Below are 18,440 nucleotides of genomic sequence, written 5' to 3'. Positions count from 1 at the left end.
CGGGATCGCCGATGTCACGTTCACAGTCACACGCGGATGCGTTGTTTGATAAGCCCGATCAGCGCATCGGCCTGACCGGACGACCGATCAAGGAGCTGCCGGACCCCGAGCCGTTGGATCGCCACGGCCCGGCCTCCATCATCGCGATGTGCAACCAGAAGGGCGGGGTGGGTAAGACCACCTCGACTATCAACATCGGTGCCTCGCTGGCCGCGTTCGGCCGCAAGGTGCTCCTGGTGGACTTGGACCCGCAGGGTGCTCTGTCCGCCGGTCTGGGCATTAGCCACGACGAGTTGGACGTTACGGTCTACAACCTGTTGGTTGATTCTTCTGCCTCTATTCTTGACGCCATTCACTCCAGTCCCGTCGACGGTCTGGACGTCGTTCCGGCGAATATCGACCTGTCGGCTGCGGAGATCCAGTTGGTCAACGAGGTCGGCCGCGAGCAAGCCCTTGCCCGTGCGCTGCGGCCTGTGATGCGCGACTACGACTTCATCATCGTCGACTGCCAGCCGTCCTTGGGCCTGCTGACGGTCAACGCGCTGAGCTGTGCGGATTCGGTGATCATTCCGGTGGAGTCCGAGTACTTCTCCCTGCGCGGCCTGGCACTGCTGATGGACACGGTGGACAAGGTTCGCGACCGCCTGAACTTCAAGCTCGAAGTGCTGGGCATCCTGGTGACGATGTTCGACCGCCGCACCCTGCACGCCCGCGAGGTGATGGAGCGGCTGGTGGAGGCGTTCGGGGACAAGGTCTTCGACTCCGTCATCACGCGCACCGTGCGCTTCCCAGAGACCTCGGTAGCCGGCGAGCCGATCAACACCTGGGCGCCGAGCTCATCCGGCGCGGTGCAGTATTCGAACCTGGCGAAGGAAGTCATTGAGCGCGTCGCTCAGCAAATCTAGCCAGTCCGTGCAGGAGCCAGCGCAGCCGGAGCAGGCCGAGCAGCCGGAGATCACTGGCTTCCGGGTGGCGCTGGCCAACTTCGACGGCCCGTTCGACCTGCTGCTGCAGCTGATTCATTCCCACAAGCTGGACATCACCGAGGTCGCCCTGGCACAGGTCACCGACGAGTTCATCGCCTACACCAAGAACTTAAGCTCCAGCGCCGAGGACCTGGACGAGGTCACGGAGTTCCTGGTGGTGGCCTCCACGCTGCTGGACCTCAAAGCAGCCCGCCTGGTGCCGCGCGGCGAAGTGGATAGCGAGGAGGACCTCGCGCTACTGGAAACCCGCGACCTGCTGTTCGCCCGCCTGTTGCAGTACCGCGCCTACAAGCAGGTGGCCGACCTGTTCGCCGGCTGGCAGCGCGACGCCGCCCGCGCGTACCCGGCAACCCTGTCCTTGGAAGAGCACCACGCAAACCTGCTGCCGGAGGTGAAGATCGGCAAGACTGCCGACGAGTTCGCCGAGCTGGCTGCGGCCGTGTTCAGACCCAAGCCTGACCATGTGGAGACCGGACACATCCACCAGGTCGCGGTGTCTGTGCCTGAGCAGGCCGGCCGGATCCTCAACACCCTCAAGGTCGCCGGCGAGAACACCTGGGTGACCTTCGGCGCGCTCATCGCCGACGCGGAGCTGAACATGATCGTCGTCGGGCGCTTCCTGGCACTGTTGGAGCTGTACAAGGCCCGCGCCATCGGCATCGAACAGCCCGAGCCGCTGCAGGACATGTCGGTGGCCTGGACCGGGCTGGATGTCGACCCGGCGGTGGTGGCGGCCAGCAACTGGGAGTAGGCGTCACAAAGAAAGAACAGAAAGGCACACACCATGAGCGATCCAAACCCCAACCCCGCGCCGCTGCCGCAGGTGTCGGTGCTGCGCAGCCGCGTGGAATCGCTGCTGCTGGTAAGCGACGAGGCAGTGACGCCCACAGAGCTCGCCCGCGTGCTTTCCAACGAGGAGAACGCGGTGTCAGAGGCCGAGGTGGCGCGCACCCTCCACGAGATCGCGGCGGAGTACGAAGCCCGCGGAAACGGCTTTGAGCTGCGTGAACATGAGGGGGCCTTCCGGCTGTACACACGGCGCGCGAACTCGGACGTAGTGGAGGCGAAGCTGCTGGACGGCACGCAACAGCGCCTGAGCCGCGCGGCCCTGGAGACCCTGGCTGTGGTGGCCTATCGGCAGCCAGTGACGCGCAGCCAGGTGGCGGCGGTGCGCGGCGTGAACTGCGACGGCGTGATGCGTACGCTTTCCCTGCGCGGGCTGATCGCCGAGACGGGGGAGCAGGGTGGCGCGCACCTGTACTCCACGACCGAGCTTTTCCTGGAGCAGATCGGTATTGAATCGCTGGAGGAACTGCCGGATCTGGCGCCGCTGCTGCCGGAAGTAGACAGCATCGACAGCCTGGACAATATCGACAATTAAGCAGGTTGAGGGGTATAGTTCGGGCTGATAATTCAAGATTTTAGTTCGAAGGGCTAGAAACACCGTGGACACACCCGCTCGCCGAGACGGCACACCGGAGACCGCTCCGAAAGACATCTACCTATCCCAGGCCAAGCCCGCCAAGCGCCAGCACGTGACGGCGCAGGAGGCAGAGGCCGCCCTCAACAAACCAGATTCGGAGAAGGCCCAGGTGCGCCTGCAGAAGGTGCTGGCCTCTGCGGGTGTGGCAAGCCGCCGCATGAGCGAGAAGCTCATCGCCGCCGGTCGCGTGGAAGTAAACGGCGAAGTCGTGGTGAAGATGGGCACCCGCATCGACCCGAGCGTGGACATCGTCCGCGTGGACGGCGAGCGCGTGCAGGTCAACGAAGAGATGGTGTACTTCGCACTGAACAAGCCCCGCGGTGTGCACTCCACGATGAGCGACGACCTGGGCCGTCCGTGCGTTGGCGACCTGGTCGGTACGCGCCTGAAGGAAGGCCAGGGGCTGTTCCACGTCGGCCGCCTGGATGCCCAGACCGAAGGCCTGCTGCTGCTCACCAACGACGGCGAGCTGGCCAACCGCCTGATGCACCCCAAGTACGAGGTGAAGAAGACCTACATGGCCACCGTGCTGGGCGAGGCGAGCCGCAAGCTGATCCGCGAGCTGAAGGACGGCGTGGAGCTGGACGATGGCATTGTACGCGCCGACAGCGTGCAGATCGTGGACGTGTGGCAGGGCAAGTCGCTGATCAAGGTGGAGCTGCATGAGGGACGCAAGCACATCGTGCGCCGCATGCTGAAGGAGGCCGGCTTCCCGGTCCAGGCGCTGGTACGCACCAAGATCCACACCGTGCAGCTGGGCGAGCAGAAGCCGGGCACGATCCGCGCGCTGAACCAGGCGGAATTGCAGAGCATGTACAAGAAGGTCGGGCTGTAACCAGCCAGCAGCTAGTACAGCCGACATAAACACACAATTATTTAGGGGAACGACCTTTCTATGACGAACGCACCTTTCTACGAGCCCGGCTCCGCGCTGGATCAGCTCGCCAGCGCAAAGAACATTGAGGACGGCGGCCTGATCGTCGCCGTCGACGGCCCGAGCGGCACCGGCAAGTCCACCGTCTGCCGCCGCCTGGCTACCGCCGCGGACGCGAAATATCTGGATACCGGCGCCATGTACCGCGTGGCCACGCTGCATGTGCTGCGCCAGGGCATCGACCCTTCCGAGGAGTCCGCACGCGAGGCGATCATCGCCGCCACCGCCGACCTGCCGCTGGAGATCAACGAGGATCCCACCTCCACCGAGGTGCTGCTGGACGGCACCGACGTTTCCGGTGAGATCCGCGGCCCCGAGGTCACCGTGCATGTCTCCGCCGTCGCCGCCATCCCGGAGGTGCGCGAGAACCTGGTGGCCCTGCAGCGCTCTTTGGCCTTCGCCGCCGGTCGCTGCGTGGTCGAGGGTCGCGACATCGGAACTGTGGTTCTTGAGGACGCCCCCGTGAAGATCTTCATGACGGCCTCCGCCGAGGTGCGGGCTCAGCGCCGATACGATCAGGACCTGGAAGCTGGCCGAGACGCGGACTACGAGGCTGTACTCGCGGATGTGCAGCGCCGTGATGAGGCCGACTCCTCCCGTAAGACCTCTCCGCTCCGCCCGGCAGAGGATGCCGTGATTGTAGACACCGGCGAGATGGACATCGACGAAGTGCTGGAGAAGTTGGCGCAGCTGACCCTGGCCAGCGCCAAGCCGGACAGCCTGGATTCCCCGGCGGAGCTGATCTTCCGCACTGCCGATGGCGAGGTGCTGGGGGAGTCCGACTTCTCCGCCGTCGAGTTCTCCGAGTACGACGATGACGAGTTCGACGAGGGCAACGAGTCCGGCCCCGACGAATTCTTCATCACCGGCCCGGACGACTTCACCCTCGAGGGCGGCGGCGACATGCCGGAATCCGACGAGGACTGGGAAGCCCTGGAGGAAGCCTTCGGTGTGCTCGGCGACGAGGAGGCCGAGCAGGAGGCCTTGTGCACCGTTGCCATCGTCGGCCGCCCGAACGTGGGCAAGTCCACCCTGGTGAACCGCTTCATCGGCCGCCGCGAGGCTGTGGTGGAGGACTTCCCGGGCGTCACCCGCGACCGTATTTCCTACCTGGGCGAGTGGTCCGGCCGCCGCTTCTGGGTGCAGGATACGGGCGGCTGGGATCCGGATGCGAAGGGCATCCACGCGGCCATCGCCCGCCAGGCGGAGACTGCCATGGAGACCGCCGATGTGATCGTCTTCGTGGTCGACTCGAAGGTCGGCATCACCTCCACCGACGAGGTCATCGCCCGCAAGCTGCAGCGTAGTAAGGTGCCCGTGATCGTGGTGGCCAACAAGTGCGATGCCGACGCGCAACTGGGCGACGTCGCCGAGTTCTGGGCGCTGGGTCTGGATAACCCGTACCCGGTGTCCGCCCAGCACGGCAAGGGCGCGGCGGACGTCATGGACGAGGTCCTGCGCGTATTCCCGGAGCACCCACGCGAGCTCTCCGTCGTTTCCGGCCCGCGCCGCGTGGCCCTGGTCGGCCGCCCGAACGTGGGCAAGTCCTCTCTGCTGAACAAGATCACGGGTGAGGAGCGCTCTGTGGTCAACAACGTTGCGGGCACCACCGTGGACCCGGTTGACTCCATCGTGGAGCTGGAGGAAAAGACCTGGAAGTTCGTGGATACCGCCGGCATCCGCAAGAAGACGAAGCACGCGCGCGGCCACGAGTTCTACGCCTCGCTGCGCACCCGCTCCGCGATCGACGCGGCGGAGGTCGTTGTTTTTCTTGTTGACGCCAGCGAGCCCATCGCCGAGCAGGATCAGCGAGTACTTCGCATGATCCTCGACTCGGGGCGTGCCCTGGTGGTGGCCTACAACAAGTGGGACCTGGTGGACGAGGACCGCCGCGAGCTGCTGGAGCGGGAGATCGAGCTGCAGCTTTCCCACGTCCCGTGGGCTCGCCGCGTGAACATTTCCGCCAAGACCGGCCGCGCGCTGCAGAAGCTGGAGCCCGCGATGATCGAGGCTTTGGAGAGCTGGGATCAGCGCATCTCCACCGGTCAGCTGAACACCTGGCTGCGCGCGGTTATCGCGGAGACCCCGCCGCCGATGCGTGGCGGCCGCCTGCCGCGCGTGCTGTTTGCCACCCAGGCTTCCACCAAGCCGCCGGTGATCGTGCTGTTCACCACGGGCTTCCTGGAGCACGGCTACCGCCGCTTCCTGGAGCGCAAGCTGCGCGAGGCCTTCGGCTTCGAGGGCTCGCCGGTGCGCATCGCGGTGCGAGTGCGCGAGAAGAAGCGCAAGAAGTAGGCACCAAAAATAGGCTCTAGCGCAGCACCAGGATCCAGATGGCGATGTGGTGCAGCAACGCCGCCAGGATTGTGGCGGCGTGGAATACCTCGTGGAACCCAAACCACCGCTGGGAGGGGTTGGGCCACTGCTTGGCGTAGATTACCGCGCCGAGGGAGTAGACGATCCCGCCCAGCAGCATCAGCAGGCTCACGGCCACACCCAATTGCTGGTAGTAGCCCACGGCACCGATGGCAGCCAGCCAGCCGAGGGTGAGGTACGTGGTGGCATCCAGCCACCGCGGGTGATCAATCCACACCAGATTCAGTACTACTGCCGCGGCGGCGGCCAGCCAGCACACGGCCAAGATCCATAACCCACCCGTGTTGAACCAGCCCCAGCCGGTGAACCATCGCACGCCAAAAGCACCGACCGTCACCGGCCCGTAGGTTCCGGCGATGAAGACCGCGATCATGGCATGGTCGGCACGCCGCCAACTGTTCACCGCACCCTCGGAGCGCCACGGAACGCGGTGGTACAGCGCGCTGACGGTGAGCATCCCAGCCAGGCACAGGGCGTACAGCGCCGTGGCAAAGGTCATCCAGGACAGGTGAAACTTGGAGGCCGCAACGATGGTCAGCGCCGTGCCCATGCCGCCGAAATACCATGCGGCGGCGGTGTGCAACCGTCCCCGCATATACGGGCGTGGCCCACGGTCGAATACGGGTCGAGGGGGCTTCTTCGTCAGCACTTGAGTTTTATGCACGAAAGAAAGTCTACGCGCATACGCGTTTAGAACAGGCCAGAAATAACCCCCTGCGCGTCGACATCGATGCGCTCGGCCGCGGGCTTCTTCGGCAGACCCGGCAGGGTCATCACGTCGCCAGTGAGTGCCACGACGAAACCGGCGCCGATGCGCGGCACCAGCTCGCGGACGTGCAGGGTGTGGCCGCTCGGTGCGCCCAGCGCGGTGGGGTCATCGCTGAAGGAGTACTGCGTCTTCGATACGCACACCGGCAGCTTGTCCCAGCCGTTGTCCTTCAGAAACGCCAGGTCCTTCAAGGCCTGCGGGCCGAACTGCACGTCCGTCGCGCCGTAGACCTCCGTGGCAAGTGTGTGCAGGGTGGCTTCCACGCCATCGACCGGCTGATAGATCTGGTGGCTGGAGCTGGGGGCGTCCTCACCAGAAACACCATCGACGACCTCCAACACGGCAGAGGCCAGATCCGCCGCGCCGGCACCGCCCTCGGCCCACACGTTGCACTCCACCACGCGCACGCCGAATTGCTCGCCCCAGTCGGCGACCTGAGCGCGCTCCGCGGCAGTGTCGGAGCTAAACAGGTTCAGCGCCACCACGGGTTCCACGCCGAACTTGCGGATGTTGCTGACGTGGCGCTCCAGGTTGGCCAGACCGGCCTTCAGCACGGAATCGCCGTTGTGCTTCAGCGAGCGGATAGTGGCAACCACGACCGTCGCGGCGACGTCGAGGCCACCGGCACGGGACTTGATGTCGAAGAACTTCTCCGCACCCAGGTCGCTGCCGAATCCGGCCTCGGTCAGTACAACCTCCGACAGGTCCAGCGCCGTGGTGGTTGCGATCAGCGAGTTGCAGCCGTGTGCGATGTTGGCGAAAGGCCCGCCGTGCACCAGTGCGGGGGTTCCACCCAGGGTCTGCACCAGGTTCGGATTGATCGCATCGCGCAGCAGGGCGGTGATAGCTCCCGCGCACTTCAGGTCGCCCGCGGTGACGGGCTGGCGATCGTAAGTCTGGCCCACCACGATGCGCCCGATGCGCTTCTTCAGGTCCTCCAAGCCGGTGGCCAGGCACAGGATCGCCATGATCTCGCTGGCCGCCGTGATGTCGAACCCGCCCTCGCGCGGAGTGCCCTGGCCCGGCCCGCCGAGGCCCGTGACCACGTGGCGCAGCGAGCGGTCGTTGACGTCCAGGCAGCGCCGCCACGTCACGCGCCGCGGGTCGATTCCCAGCGCGTTGCCGTGCTGCACGTGGTTGTCCACTATCGCCGCCAGGGTGTTCGTCGCGGCGGTGATGGCGTGCATGTCGCCGGTGAAGTGCAGGTTAATGTCCTCCATCGGCACGATCTGTGCATAGCCGCCGCCGGCCGCGCCGCCCTTTATGCCCATGACCGGCCCCTGGGAGGGTTCGCGGATCGCCACCATCGTCTGGCGCCCGGCCGCCCGCACCGCATCCGCAAGGCCGATCAGCACGGTGGACTTGCCCTCGCCCGCGGGGGTCGGGCTCATTGCGGTCACGAGCACGAGCTTGCCCTTCTTATTGACGCCCTCACGCTCCGCCCGCAGAGCGGGAACGTCGATCTTGGCCTTTGTCCGGCCGTAGGGGATCAGGGCGGCCTCCGGGATGCCGGCGCGTTCCGCGATCGTGGTGATGGGCTCCAGGGTGTGGGCCTGAGCAATTTCGACGTCGCTGGGTTGGGGATTGCTGGTTGCAGAAGAGTTAGTCATATTCCCAGAATAAACGCCTACCCCTTATCGCCCCCGTAATAGCGGGTGTAGGGCTGGGGGCAACTAGACTTCAGGGGGTAAGAGGGTAACCCCCCGAATATTCGCAAAACAATTACTTCCAGTGAGGTAGTGAGGTATAGATGACCGACAACGCACACACCAAGAGCGCTCTGCACAGCGATTGGAACGAGCGGCTGGCCCTGGCGCAGGAGATGCTGCCGCTAATCAGCCGCCTGCACCGCGATAAGAACGTGGTGACTTCCATCTTCGGCCGGTTGCTTGTCAACGTCACCGATATTGACATCATCAAGTCCCACCGCTACGCCCGCCGTGTGGTGGAAAAGGAGCTGCCGCTGGAGCAGACCCTGCCCGTGCTGCGCGAGCTGGTGGAGATGGACCTGGGCACTGCCTCCATCGACATTGGATCCCTGGCCAGCCGCTACAACAAGGACTCCGAGGGGCTGACCCTGCGCGAATACCTGGAGCGCGAGCTGGCGGAAGTCATCGGCGGACCCGAGCAGGTCGAGCCCCGCGACATCGTCCTCTATGGCTTCGGCCGCATCGGCCGCCTGCTGGCCCGCATCCTGGTTGCCCGCGAGGCCACCTATGGCGGTGCGCGCCTGCGTGCCGTCGTCGTCCGCTCCAAGGGTGAGGGCGACCTGATCAAGCGTGCTTCTCTGCTGCGCCGCGATTCCGTTCACGGAGCCTTCGACGGCACTATCACCACGGATGAGGAAAACAACACGATCTGGGCCAACGGCACCCCGATCCGCATTATCTACGCCAACAACCCGGCGGAGATCGACTACACCGAATACGGCATCAACGATGCAATCGTGGTGGACAACACTGGCGTGTGGCGCGACCGGGACGGCCTGTCTCAGCACCTGGAGGCCAAGGGTGTCTCCAAGGTTCTGCTGACCGCCCCAGGCAAGGGCGACATCAAGAACATCGTCTACGGCATCAACCACGGCGACATCACTGAGGATGATCGCATTCTTTCTGCGGCGTCCTGCACTACCAACGGCATCACCCCGGTGCTGAAGGTCATCAACGACCGCTACGGCGTGGAACACGGCCACGTGGAGACCGTGCACTCCTTCACCAACGACCAGAACCTGATCGATAACTTCCACAAGGGCGACCGCCGTGGCCGCGCCGCGGGCCTGAACATGGTGCTCACCGCCACGGGCGCGGCGAAGGCCGTGGCCAAGGCTTTGCCGGAGTTCGCGGGCAAGCTGACGGGCAATGCCATCCGCGTGCCCACCCCGGACGTCTCCATGGCGGTGCTGAACCTGACCCTGAACCAGGAAGTCGAGGCCGACGAGGTGAACAACTTCCTGCGCCGCGTGTCCCTGCACTCCACGCTGCGCCAGCAGATCGACTTCATTAAGTCCCCGGAGGTCGTCTCCACCGACTTCGTCGGCACCACCCACGCAGGCATCGTCGACGGCCTGGCAACCATTGCGAACGGCAACCACCTGGTGCTGTACGTCTGGTACGACAACGAGTTCGGCTACTCCAACCAGGTGATCCGCATTGTCGAGGAGATCGCCGGCGTGCGCCCGCGCGTGCTGCCGCAGCGTGCCGCAGCGCTGGACCTGTAGAAGACACCAGCACTAGCGCCAGTGCTGGTGCTGGGTTACAGCAGCATTAACAAGAGCATCTGGCAGCCGATGATCTTGCCGATCATCGCTGCCGGGTAGACGGTGGCGTAGCCGCGCATAGGCAGCTCCGTATTCGCCTGATCGTTGAGATAACTAATCACCGCGGGGTTGGTAGAGACGCCAGCGGCCATGCCCATCGCCTCGTCCCACTTCAGGCGGAGGAGCCACATCCCGCCCAGGCCACAGACGATGGCCGAGGTCACGGTGATGATGAAGCCCAGAGCGATGTAGTTCAGTGAAGTGATGTCCGTCAGTGCGTCGCGGAAGCCCGTGCCCGCGATGGTGCCCACGCCGGCCAAGAAGATGGCCAGGCCCAGACTGCTGAGGGCCTTGTTGGCGTGGTAGGGGATTTGCCAGCCTATGGGGCCGGTGCGGGCGAGCGCTCCGAAGATGAGGCCCATGACGATGGGGCCGCCACCGAAGCCCAGGTTGAGCATGGTGCCGCCGGGCAGGGGAATGGGGATCGCACCGATGAGCAGACCAATGGCCAAGCCCAACGTGAAGGGCAGCAGGTTCACATCCGCCAGGGAGCGTTCGGAGTCGCCCAGGAACTGGGAGACCTCGTCGATACGGTGCTTGGGGGTGACCACTCGCACGCGGTCGGAGTAGTGCAGAACGTCGTCTGGGCCGGGAACTAGGTCTTCGTCGCCGCGGCGGATGCGGGCGATGATGAAGCCGTGGCTGATTGGGTCGATGTCCTTGATGCTGCGCCCGGCGATGCTGGGGTTAGAAACAGTGATGCGGCGGTAGCCGATGTAGGAGCTATCCACGTCGATGTCGATCTGCTCGCCCAGTGCGGCCGTGGCCTTGTCCAGGGAGTCCGGTGTGCCGGTGATCACCACGATCATGCCGGGGTACACCTCTGCATCCGGGTAGGCCAGCTTGTGATCCTTTTCCTGGACGTCCTCGGTGGCGTGGTGGGGGCGGACCAAGCGGGTGACGATAATCTTTGAATCTGCGATGGCGCGCAGGTCGCGCACGCAGCCTTCGATGCCCTCGCGCAGGCGCACGCCGCGGTGCTCCAGTGGCGCGTGTAGCACGCCCTCGTCGATCGCGTCCTGGCGATGGTTCACCTTCAAGAGCTTGGTTCCAATGGCGGCCACGGCGATCGCGCCGAGCACGCCGCCGGGGTAGGCCAGGGAGTAGCCGACGACGGGATCGGCGGCCAGCTCTGGGTGGGTGCCTTCCAGCATGTCGACGACGGCCGCCATACCTGGTGTGGAAGTCAGTGCGGCCGCGAAGGAGCCGGTGGCCGTGGCGGCCTCCACGCCGAAGATCGGCACCAGCAGCCACGTCATGCCCATCAGGCCGACGAGCAGCACCACGACGAAGAGGATCATGCGCCAGCCGCGCTCGCGGAAGTCGGCGAAGAAGGCATGTCCAGCCGTCAGGCCGATGGCGTAGACGAAGATGGCCAGGCCGAATTGGAAGATGATCGGGGGTAGCTGGATGTCGGGATTCGCCGTGGAGAATCCAATGGCGACGAAGAGGATTGCCGCGGTGCCGAGCGACATGCCGCCGAGGCGTATCTTGCCGATGGCGAAACCGAGGGCGAGGATAATGACTAGGGCGATCAGCGGATTTTCAGCAAGGAATGCCAGCATGATCTTGATCCTATAAAGAAATCCCCGCCCACACGAGGTGAGCGGGGACCCAAGAGAAACCTCAGATTAGGACTTTCTGAGTGGCCGGACCTTACTTGCCGGAGATCAGGCCAGCCAGGCCAGCGAGTGCGCCGCCGATCAGGCTAACGAGACCCTGGAAGAAGTTTGCAATCAGTTCAATCATGGGAGTGATCCTTTCAGTGTGTAGTGGCGGGCGCTAGGGATTTTGTGAGTTTGTTAGCGCCTTCACACTAACAATCGTTTGTCATCTCTAAGCGTTACGCCCTAGATACAATTTTCTCGAAAAAATTGTGAAAGGCGTTCGTTTCGCAGGTGAGAGCCAGAAAAAAATTTTCCCTACGCTGGGGTACATGGCACGAAACACTCTCTCGGACCTTTTCTCCCGTACCAAGAGCCTCGACGGCGCGGGCTACGGCGCCTACAAGAAGCTGAAGGGCGCCTATAGCGAACCGGGGCTAACGGTTTCCATCGACCGCGTGCAGGCCGATCCTTACGCCAGCCCCTCCAAGGTGCGGCTCATCCTGCCCATGCAGGCCGCGGGCATCCCGCAGTATCTCGTTGACGATGCCACCGGCAGGGTAGCGGTATCCGACTTCCTGGCCCGGCGGATCCAGGCCGATCCCAACCGCCCGCGCAACGTCCACATCGGCGACATCGGGCAGCAGGTCCTTGAACGTACTCACGTGCTGGTCACCCCTGATCGCGTGGAGGCCCGACTACTCGTCGGCCTCCCCGCCAAAGGCCGCCGGATTCTGGGCCGCCAGACCGCACACCTGCTGGCCGATGACCTGCCTCACATCGCCGACGACTGCCTGCGGCACGATCGCTTCGAGCCTGCAGACGTGCGGGCCCTTGAGGATCACGTGGCACTTCTGCGCGACCAGGAAGCCCTTCGCGCCCAGCTGACACCCCGCAAACTCGTCGCCTTCGTCGGCAACGGCGCGATCCTCCCGCGCGCTGCGGGGGATAGCGACCGCCCACTTGCCGCCAACCAGGCCACGGCCTTCGAATCCCCGGAGTCGCTTTCCCAAACCTTCGAGCTCCCCAGCGGCCGCACGGTCACGGGGATGGGCATACCGGAGGGCCTCACCGTCATCGTCGGCGGCGGCTACCACGGCAAGTCAACGCTGCTGCGCGCCCTGGAGCGCGGCGTCTACCCGCACGTCGCCGGCGATGGCCGCGAGTGGGTGATCTCCCGCGCCGACGTCGCCAGCGTTCGCGCCGAGGATGGCCGCCCCATTACCGGCGACGACATTTCGCCGTTCATCACCAACCTGCCCACTGGCGCCGACACACGCCACTTCACCACCACGAACGCCTCGGGCTCCACCTCCCAGGCCGCCAATGTCGTCGAAGCGCATGCTGCCGGCGCCTCCACGCTGCTCATCGACGAGGACACCTCGGCCACCAACTTCATGATCCGCGACCGCCTCATGCAGCGCCTCGTACCGAACGACAAGGAGCCCATCACCCCGTTCGTGCAGCGCGTTCGTTCTTTATATGACGCCACCTCGGTCTCCACCGTCCTTATCGCTGGTGGCTCGGGTGCCTATCTGCGGCTGGCCGATACGGTCATTGCGATGGATGCCTACCGTCCCAGCGAGGTGACCGCACGTGCCCACGACATCGTGCGGGAGAGGCAGGCCACGGAAGACAAGGAGGAAGCGCAAGACGCGGGAGAGTTCCGCCACATCACTGCCGAGCGTGTCCTTGCACGCGGGACTCTATCTTCCCGTAAGCCCCCGAAGCCGCGCGGACTATCCACCATCAGCGTGGACCGTTCCGACATTGACCTGAGTGCCGTCGGCCAGCTAGTTGCGCCGTCCCAGACGGCGGCGATCGCGGCGGCGCTGGCGTGGTTGTCTAAGAATGCCGATGGCCAGACCTCGCTGGTGGATCTGGTTGATCGCCTGGAGCGGCAGATCACCGAGAAGGGTCTGGCCGTGCTGGCGCCAGGGCGTAGCCACCCCGGCCACTTGAGCCGCCCGCGCGGGGCGGAGATCCTGGCGGCGGCGAACCGCTACCGGGAGCTCAAGCTCGTCTAGAGAACCTGGCGCTTGTTCTCCTTGAGAACTTCCATGCCACGGGTCGGGTAGTCGGTGATCAGACCGTCGACCTTCGCGTCGATCACGGCCTGCATGTCCGGCTTCTCGTTGACCGTCCACGGCAGAACCTGCAGGCCTGTCTCGTGGGCGGAGGCTACGTTCTCTGGGGTGACCAGCTTGTATTCCGGGGAGAGGATCTCCGCGCCCAGCTGGGTTGCAGCCTTGTTCACGTCGCCGCCAACCTTGTCGTAGTCCACATCACCGGTCCACTTGGAGCCGGAAGCCCACGTCTTGGCGCTGTAGAGAAGTGCCAGAGAAATATCCGGCTGGGCCTTGCGCACCAGCGGCAGCGAGCGCCAGTCGAAGGACTGGATGGTGGTGCGGGATGTGGCCTTGTTGGCGCGCACGACCGGCAGGATCGCGTCGACGAACTCCTGCGGCTCGGCGGACTTCTCGGGTTCTTCTGCTTCGATCTTGGTTTCGATGTTGAAGCGCATCTGCGGGTCGGCAGCTGCGATGTCGAACACGTCCTGCAGCTGCAGCAGCTTGTTTTCTTCCTCGGCCTTCGCATCCGGGAAGTCCTTCAACACTTTGTTGCAGTTCAGGGTCTGCAGCTGGTTCCAGTTCAGCTCATGGACGAGCTTGCCCACGTAGGGGAACTCCGGGTCGTTCTCGGTTGCGGGCTTGGTGTCGGTGCACTTCCCGGCCTGGATTACCGGGTCGTGCCAAACGACCGGGGTGCCGTCCTCGGCCAGAACGATGTCCAGCTCCAGGGTGGATACTCCCATCTTCACGGACTCTTCGAATGCCTTGCGAGATTGCTCGGTGTGTTCGCCGCGGCCACCACGGTGGGATTGCAGGTCGAAGCCCTGTGGCTTGCTTGGCTGGGGCTGGGAGGAGCCTGCGATAGAGGAGCCGAAGTTAAAGGACGATCCGGCGATGGAGCCCTGCGCAGCAGCTGCGGTGCCGGCGGAGCCGAGGGAAACGATGGCGGCCACTGCTGCGGCAGCGGTCTTGCGCCAGGTGAGGGATGTCTTCATGTATTCCTAACTGCGAGTCGTGAGTGCTGCGGTGGAGTCGTGAAGTAACTCACATAAACCTAACAGCCGTTCAGCTACTCGGCAGCGCGAGTTCTGTCAGCATCCCAAATCGCTGCCTCGGCTATGAAGAGTTCTGCGAGTCGCTCGTGGTGGAAGCGCGAATACATGGTGGAGCCGCGGCGCATGAGACGGACGTTGAGCTCGTAGGCGGCTGCCAAAAAATTTTTGTACTGCGGAAACTCGATTTCTTTGGCTAAAACTAATGCGAGGTTCTGGAGCGGGAATACGAACCGAGTGACTTCCTCTGCCTGGTACCGGCCATTTTCTACGAGCCACCGTGAGAAAGCCTTAGCTTCGGGATCAAAAAATTTTTCTGGTTCTTCGTCCAAGCTCGTATTAATCACGACCTCTACGAAATAGTCATCGTCCTTAACATCCAGTGTTCTACTTGCGATGATGTACAAGACCTCGAGATTTCCGCAGGATAGTGTCAGGAGTCGTTGCTGTGTTTTAGTCCGGCTAGTGGACGGCATGCAGCTGACAGTCCACAGCTGGCGCGACGAGGCGGCTGCATCGGGAATGGTCTCTGCGATATACCAGCCCAACACGAACCGAATGAGGTCGATCTCAGGGTGGGAGAGAAGCTGCAAGAATTTTTTATCGGTGGCCTCTTCTAAGGACGTGGCCGCACCCTTCGCACGCTCCTTGTCCCACGGCAGCTTAATGGTTTTGCCTTCCACAGAGACGAACATCGCGTCACCCTCACCCCGTGGCCGCCCTGTCAGCATGACGTTTCGTAGCGAGGTATCCCGTTCCGATTCCGAGATCAGCGCTCTTTCAGCCTCATTCAGATCCTTCTCCGGCATCGGAAAGAACTCGACTGCGACAATATCGTCGTAGGTTCGGTGGTGCTTGTTGAAGCGGGTGACCATGTCCTTGGTCTGGCCGCAGTAGGCGTCACCATTACTGAAACGGATGCGGTACACCCCGCACCTAGATTGCCCACCAGCGAAACACGACGCTAGGGAATCCATATCGCTTACGTCGAGCAGACGTCCCTGGGGAAGCTCCATAAATGAAACTCTACTGGTTAGATCCACCCGTTCGTCTTCGCTAGGTGCGCCGCCTCGTAGCGATTCCCGGCACCCGTCTTCGCCATGATGCTGGAGATGTGATTCCGCACAGTTCCCGGCGAAAGGTGCAGCGCCTTGGCGATGGAAGGGGAGCTCTTGCCCTCGAAGATCTGCTGGCACACCTCGGTTTCCCTCTCGCTAAGGGGATTATCGGGCGTCAATAGGCTTTCCTGGGCGAGCGTCGGGTCGATAACGCGCAGGCCGACATGGACCCGTCGGATCGCGTCGGCGAGCTCCTCGGGAGGCGTGTCCTTAACGATGAACCCGTCCACGCTCACCTCCATCGCACGCTTGACGTACCCGGCCTTGCCGAAGGTCGTCACGATCAGGCAGCGGCACCGATTCCCGGCAAGCTCCTTCGCGGCATCGATGCCGTTCAGCCCTGGCATCTCGATGTCTAGCAGGGCCACGTCGATGGGCTGCTCCTGCGCCAGAGCCACGGCCTCGGTCCCGGTCGCACATTCGGCAACTACTTCGATGTCCGGCTCAGCGTTGAGCAGCGCGATCAGCGCCCCGCGCACGAGCGATTGGTCCTCGGCGAGGAGTACTCGAATGTTCATCGGGTGGCCTCCTTTGCCATTGCGCCGTCGTCGATCAGTGCGTCGTCGCCTTCCATAGTGATCAACACGGTACTCAGGTCCCGCTCGCGGCGTACGATCAGCCGACCGCCGGCTTCTTCGACCCGCTCCCGCAGGCCGGCCAGGCCGCCGGTGCCTTGTGTGGCCTCACTGTTGAACCCGCAGCCGTCATCGGTGACCTGCAGCTTGTCTGCGGTGACGCTCACCCAGCACGTGCTCGCACCGGAGTGCCGCACCACGTTCGTCGTAAGCTCACGCAGACCCCAGGAAAACACTGTGTCGTGGGCGCCCGGTGCCTGCAGGAGTTCGGGTAGATGCGCAGTGACGCCCTTAGTCTCCAAAGCCCGGCGCGCCGCCTGCAGCTCACCGGCGAAGGTGGGTGTGCGCATGCGGGTGACCGTCGAACGCACCTCCGCTAGAGCTAGGCGGGAGAGGTCGCTGATCTCCTTGAGCTCCTGTTTGGCCTGCTCGGGGTTATTATCCATCGCCCGCCTGGCGACCTCGGACTTCAAATTGATCACCGTCAGCGAGTGGCCCAGTAGGTCGTGCACGTCCGTGGCGATATCCTCCCGCTGCTGCGCCAAGTCCAGCTCGTGCCGCAGCTTGTGGCGGGATTCGTCGTATTGGCTGAAAATCCCAAGTGCGACGAGCATCAGTGGCATGACGAAAAGGGTGAATGCAGTCCAGGTAAGGTCGTCCGGCCACCAGTTCCACACCGCGACGGCCCCGAGTACACCTGTCGCCACCACGATCGGCAGTGCCTTCCGCAGCGTCACCGTGAATCCCAACATCGCGGCCAGGTAGGGGGCAAAGGCCACCGCGCCAGCCTGCATCGCTGGCACGCTGGCCAACGCAATGGATAGCAGTATGCCCCAGCGCAGCAGTGCCCGCGCTAGTGTTCCCCAGGCGCGGGGGAAGTATCGCAGAGAGCCGAAGGCGTAGAAGTAGAACGTGCCGAAAGCCAGCAGGCATATAGTCATCCAGGCCTTCGCCGTAGTGGCGAATCCTTCCCCTGTGTAAACCTGCAGAGCGACGGGCACCAGGAATATCAGCCATATCGAGGCGAAGATGGCGGAGTTCAACTGAAACCCGTCAAAAGGGCGCATTAGTTGCGCTCCTTGTCGCGCTTGCTCATGAGCAAGCAGACTCCCACGAAAATCGCCGTCCATACCGCGATGCTAACCCAGGCGTACCACATCGGGTCGTTGATGAATCCGTGGTCGAGCAGTTGAGCGCCTTCGGCCAGCGGCCAGCGAACTAGCGTCATTGCGCCATACATCGGGGTGAAACGGCCTACCTGCAGAAGCGATCCGCTGAGTGGCATAAAAACGTTTCCGGCGAAGGCCAGGATCACGATGGATGCAGTGGCGATGGAAACCGTGTTCTCTTTCGGAACCACCAGCGTCCACGCCAAGCCGTAGAAGCCGAAAGGTATGGCACACAGTACACATGCGACAAAACTCAACGCCCATTGGTCGGCCTGCATGTGGGCCCGGGTTAGCCCGCCGACTATAAACACGGCTACGATTGGCAGCACCGCACGCACGGCGATGCTCAGGCCATTGGCGAAGGCTAGCTGCCACGGGCGCAGGGGAGTAAGGGCCAGCTGCCTGCCCCAACCACTGCGGTTATCTGTCACGGAAGTACCCGCTGCGCCGACCGCGCCTACTACGCCGGCGTAGAAGGCCATGCCCAGCATGACGAACGCGGAGACGTTTCCGCCGTTCATTTCCTGATCGCCATATTCCTGCATTGCGCCGAAAATCAGGTAGAAGAAGATTGGCAGACCGACGCTGAAGAACAAGGTGGTCATGTCCCGGCGCAGGCGTAGTAGCTCGTGGCCGGCGAATTTTAGGGTGGTGTTCATTGCTCTAGGCCTCCTGGTTTTCGTTCGTCAGCGCAAGGAATGTGTCCTCCAGGCTGTGGCTGGTGATGTCGAGATCGCGGGCGTCAGTTTCCGTCAACAGGTACCGGGCAAGCGCGTCAGAGTCGTTGGTTGTTATACGAAGGCGACGGCCGTTTACTTCACTCTTTATGACGCCCCTAAGGCTCGATAGCTCGGGGAATCCACCTGGGAACTCGGCGCTAACCACGCGGTTGGCGCTTATGTTTCGCAGCTCGTCGGTGGTGCCGTCGGCAACAATTTCGCCTTCGTGCATAAGCACGATGCGCTGGGCGAAGTTGTCCGCTTCCT

15 protein-coding genes and 1 pseudogene are annotated in these 18,440 nt (G+C 63.6%); 7 read left to right on the top strand and 9 right to left on the bottom strand.

Going from position 1 to position 18,440, the window contains the following annotated elements; all coding sequences use genetic code 11:
- Window positions 1-11 precede the first annotated feature (11 nt).
- From L8V00_RS09735 to der, 5 genes are all read left to right on the top strand, one after another.
- Window positions 12-905: a ParA family protein gene (locus tag L8V00_RS09735; RefSeq protein ID WP_005294544.1), complete on the top strand. Its 894-nt coding sequence runs from the start codon at window positions 12-14 to the stop codon at window positions 903-905.
- A 7-nt stretch (window positions 906-912) separates the two neighbouring features.
- Window positions 913-1,737, top strand: a complete 825-nt coding sequence (locus tag L8V00_RS09730) for a segregation and condensation protein A (protein ID WP_269944919.1) — start codon at window positions 913-915, stop codon at window positions 1,735-1,737.
- 33 nt (window positions 1,738-1,770) lie between these two features.
- Window positions 1,771-2,367 carry an SMC-Scp complex subunit ScpB gene (gene scpB / locus L8V00_RS09725; protein ID WP_269944912.1) on the top strand — a complete coding sequence of 199 codons (597 nt, stop codon included), beginning with the start codon at window positions 1,771-1,773 and terminating at the stop codon, window positions 2,365-2,367.
- Window positions 2,368-2,431: 64 nt separating this feature from the next.
- Entirely contained in the window at window positions 2,432-3,304 is an 873-nt protein-coding gene (locus L8V00_RS09720) for a pseudouridine synthase (RefSeq protein ID WP_269944911.1), read from the top strand.
- Between the two features lie 60 nt (window positions 3,305-3,364).
- Entirely contained in the window at window positions 3,365-5,698 is a 2,334-nt protein-coding gene (gene der, locus L8V00_RS09715; RefSeq protein ID WP_269944910.1) for a bifunctional cytidylate kinase/GTPase Der, read from the top strand.
- Window positions 5,699-5,714: 16 nt separating this feature from the next.
- On the opposite strand, the gene trhA is transcribed toward der, so the two are convergent.
- Together trhA and L8V00_RS09705 are read right to left on the bottom strand one after the other, a co-directional pair.
- A complete protein-coding gene (trhA, locus tag L8V00_RS09710; RefSeq protein ID WP_274707200.1) occupies window positions 5,715-6,374 on the bottom strand; it encodes a PAQR family membrane homeostasis protein TrhA in 660 nt (219 codons plus the stop codon).
- A gap of 95 nt (window positions 6,375-6,469) precedes the next feature.
- Entirely contained in the window at window positions 6,470-8,158 is a 1,689-nt protein-coding gene (locus L8V00_RS09705) for a formate--tetrahydrofolate ligase (RefSeq protein ID WP_269944908.1), read from the bottom strand.
- 140 nt (window positions 8,159-8,298) lie between these two features.
- Here L8V00_RS09705 and L8V00_RS09700 point away from each other — a divergent pair, with 140 nt between their 5' ends.
- Window positions 8,299-9,765, top strand: a complete 1,467-nt coding sequence (locus L8V00_RS09700; RefSeq protein WP_269944907.1) for a glyceraldehyde-3-phosphate dehydrogenase — start codon at window positions 8,299-8,301, stop codon at window positions 9,763-9,765.
- A 35-nt stretch (window positions 9,766-9,800) separates the two neighbouring features.
- Here L8V00_RS09700 and L8V00_RS09695 read toward each other — a convergent pair whose 3' ends face one another.
- Entirely contained in the window at window positions 9,801-11,429 is a 1,629-nt protein-coding gene (locus L8V00_RS09695; RefSeq protein ID WP_269944906.1) for an aspartate:alanine exchanger family transporter, read from the bottom strand.
- A gap of 371 nt (window positions 11,430-11,800) precedes the next feature.
- On the opposite strand from L8V00_RS09695, the gene L8V00_RS09690 reads away from it, so the two are divergent.
- A complete protein-coding gene (locus L8V00_RS09690; protein WP_269944905.1) occupies window positions 11,801-13,495 on the top strand; it encodes an ABC-ATPase domain-containing protein in 1,695 nt (564 codons plus the stop codon).
- On the opposite strand, the gene L8V00_RS09685 is transcribed toward L8V00_RS09690, so the two are convergent.
- The 6 genes and pseudogenes from L8V00_RS09685 to L8V00_RS09660 all read right to left on the bottom strand — a co-directional run.
- Window positions 13,492-14,535 carry a glycerophosphodiester phosphodiesterase family protein gene (locus L8V00_RS09685; RefSeq protein WP_269944904.1) on the bottom strand — a complete coding sequence of 348 codons (1,044 nt, stop codon included), beginning with the start codon at window positions 14,533-14,535 and terminating at the stop codon, window positions 13,492-13,494. The genes L8V00_RS09690 and L8V00_RS09685 overlap by 4 nt on opposite strands.
- A 74-nt stretch (window positions 14,536-14,609) precedes the next feature.
- Window positions 14,610-15,608: a GIY-YIG nuclease family protein gene (locus tag L8V00_RS09680; protein WP_269944903.1), complete on the bottom strand. Its 999-nt coding sequence runs from the start codon at window positions 15,606-15,608 to the stop codon at window positions 14,610-14,612.
- Window positions 15,609-15,625: 17 nt separating this feature from the next.
- The gene (locus L8V00_RS09675; protein WP_269944902.1) at window positions 15,626-16,228 is read right to left on the bottom strand and encodes a response regulator transcription factor; all 603 of its coding nucleotides are present in this window, start codon (window positions 16,226-16,228) and stop codon (window positions 15,626-15,628) included.
- Entirely contained in the window at window positions 16,225-17,352 is a 1,128-nt protein-coding gene (locus L8V00_RS09670) for a sensor histidine kinase (RefSeq protein ID WP_269944901.1), read from the bottom strand. Before L8V00_RS09670 ends, L8V00_RS09675 begins: the two co-directional genes overlap by 4 nt.
- Window positions 17,352-18,113: an ABC transporter permease gene (locus tag L8V00_RS09665; RefSeq protein WP_269944900.1), complete on the bottom strand. Its 762-nt coding sequence runs from the start codon at window positions 18,111-18,113 to the stop codon at window positions 17,352-17,354. Before L8V00_RS09665 ends, L8V00_RS09670 begins: the two co-directional genes overlap by 1 nt.
- Before the next feature lie 4 nt (window positions 18,114-18,117).
- A pseudogene (locus L8V00_RS09660) lies at window positions 18,118-18,440 on the bottom strand (ABC transporter ATP-binding protein); the annotation flags it as partial.

This window comes from Corynebacterium evansiae (assembly GCF_027570065.1).
GTDB classification, from domain to species: Bacteria; Actinomycetota; Actinomycetes; order Mycobacteriales; family Mycobacteriaceae; genus Corynebacterium; species Corynebacterium evansiae.
The sequence above is the reverse complement of the archived record's forward strand: the minus strand, read 5'-3'. Positions and strand labels throughout refer to the sequence as shown.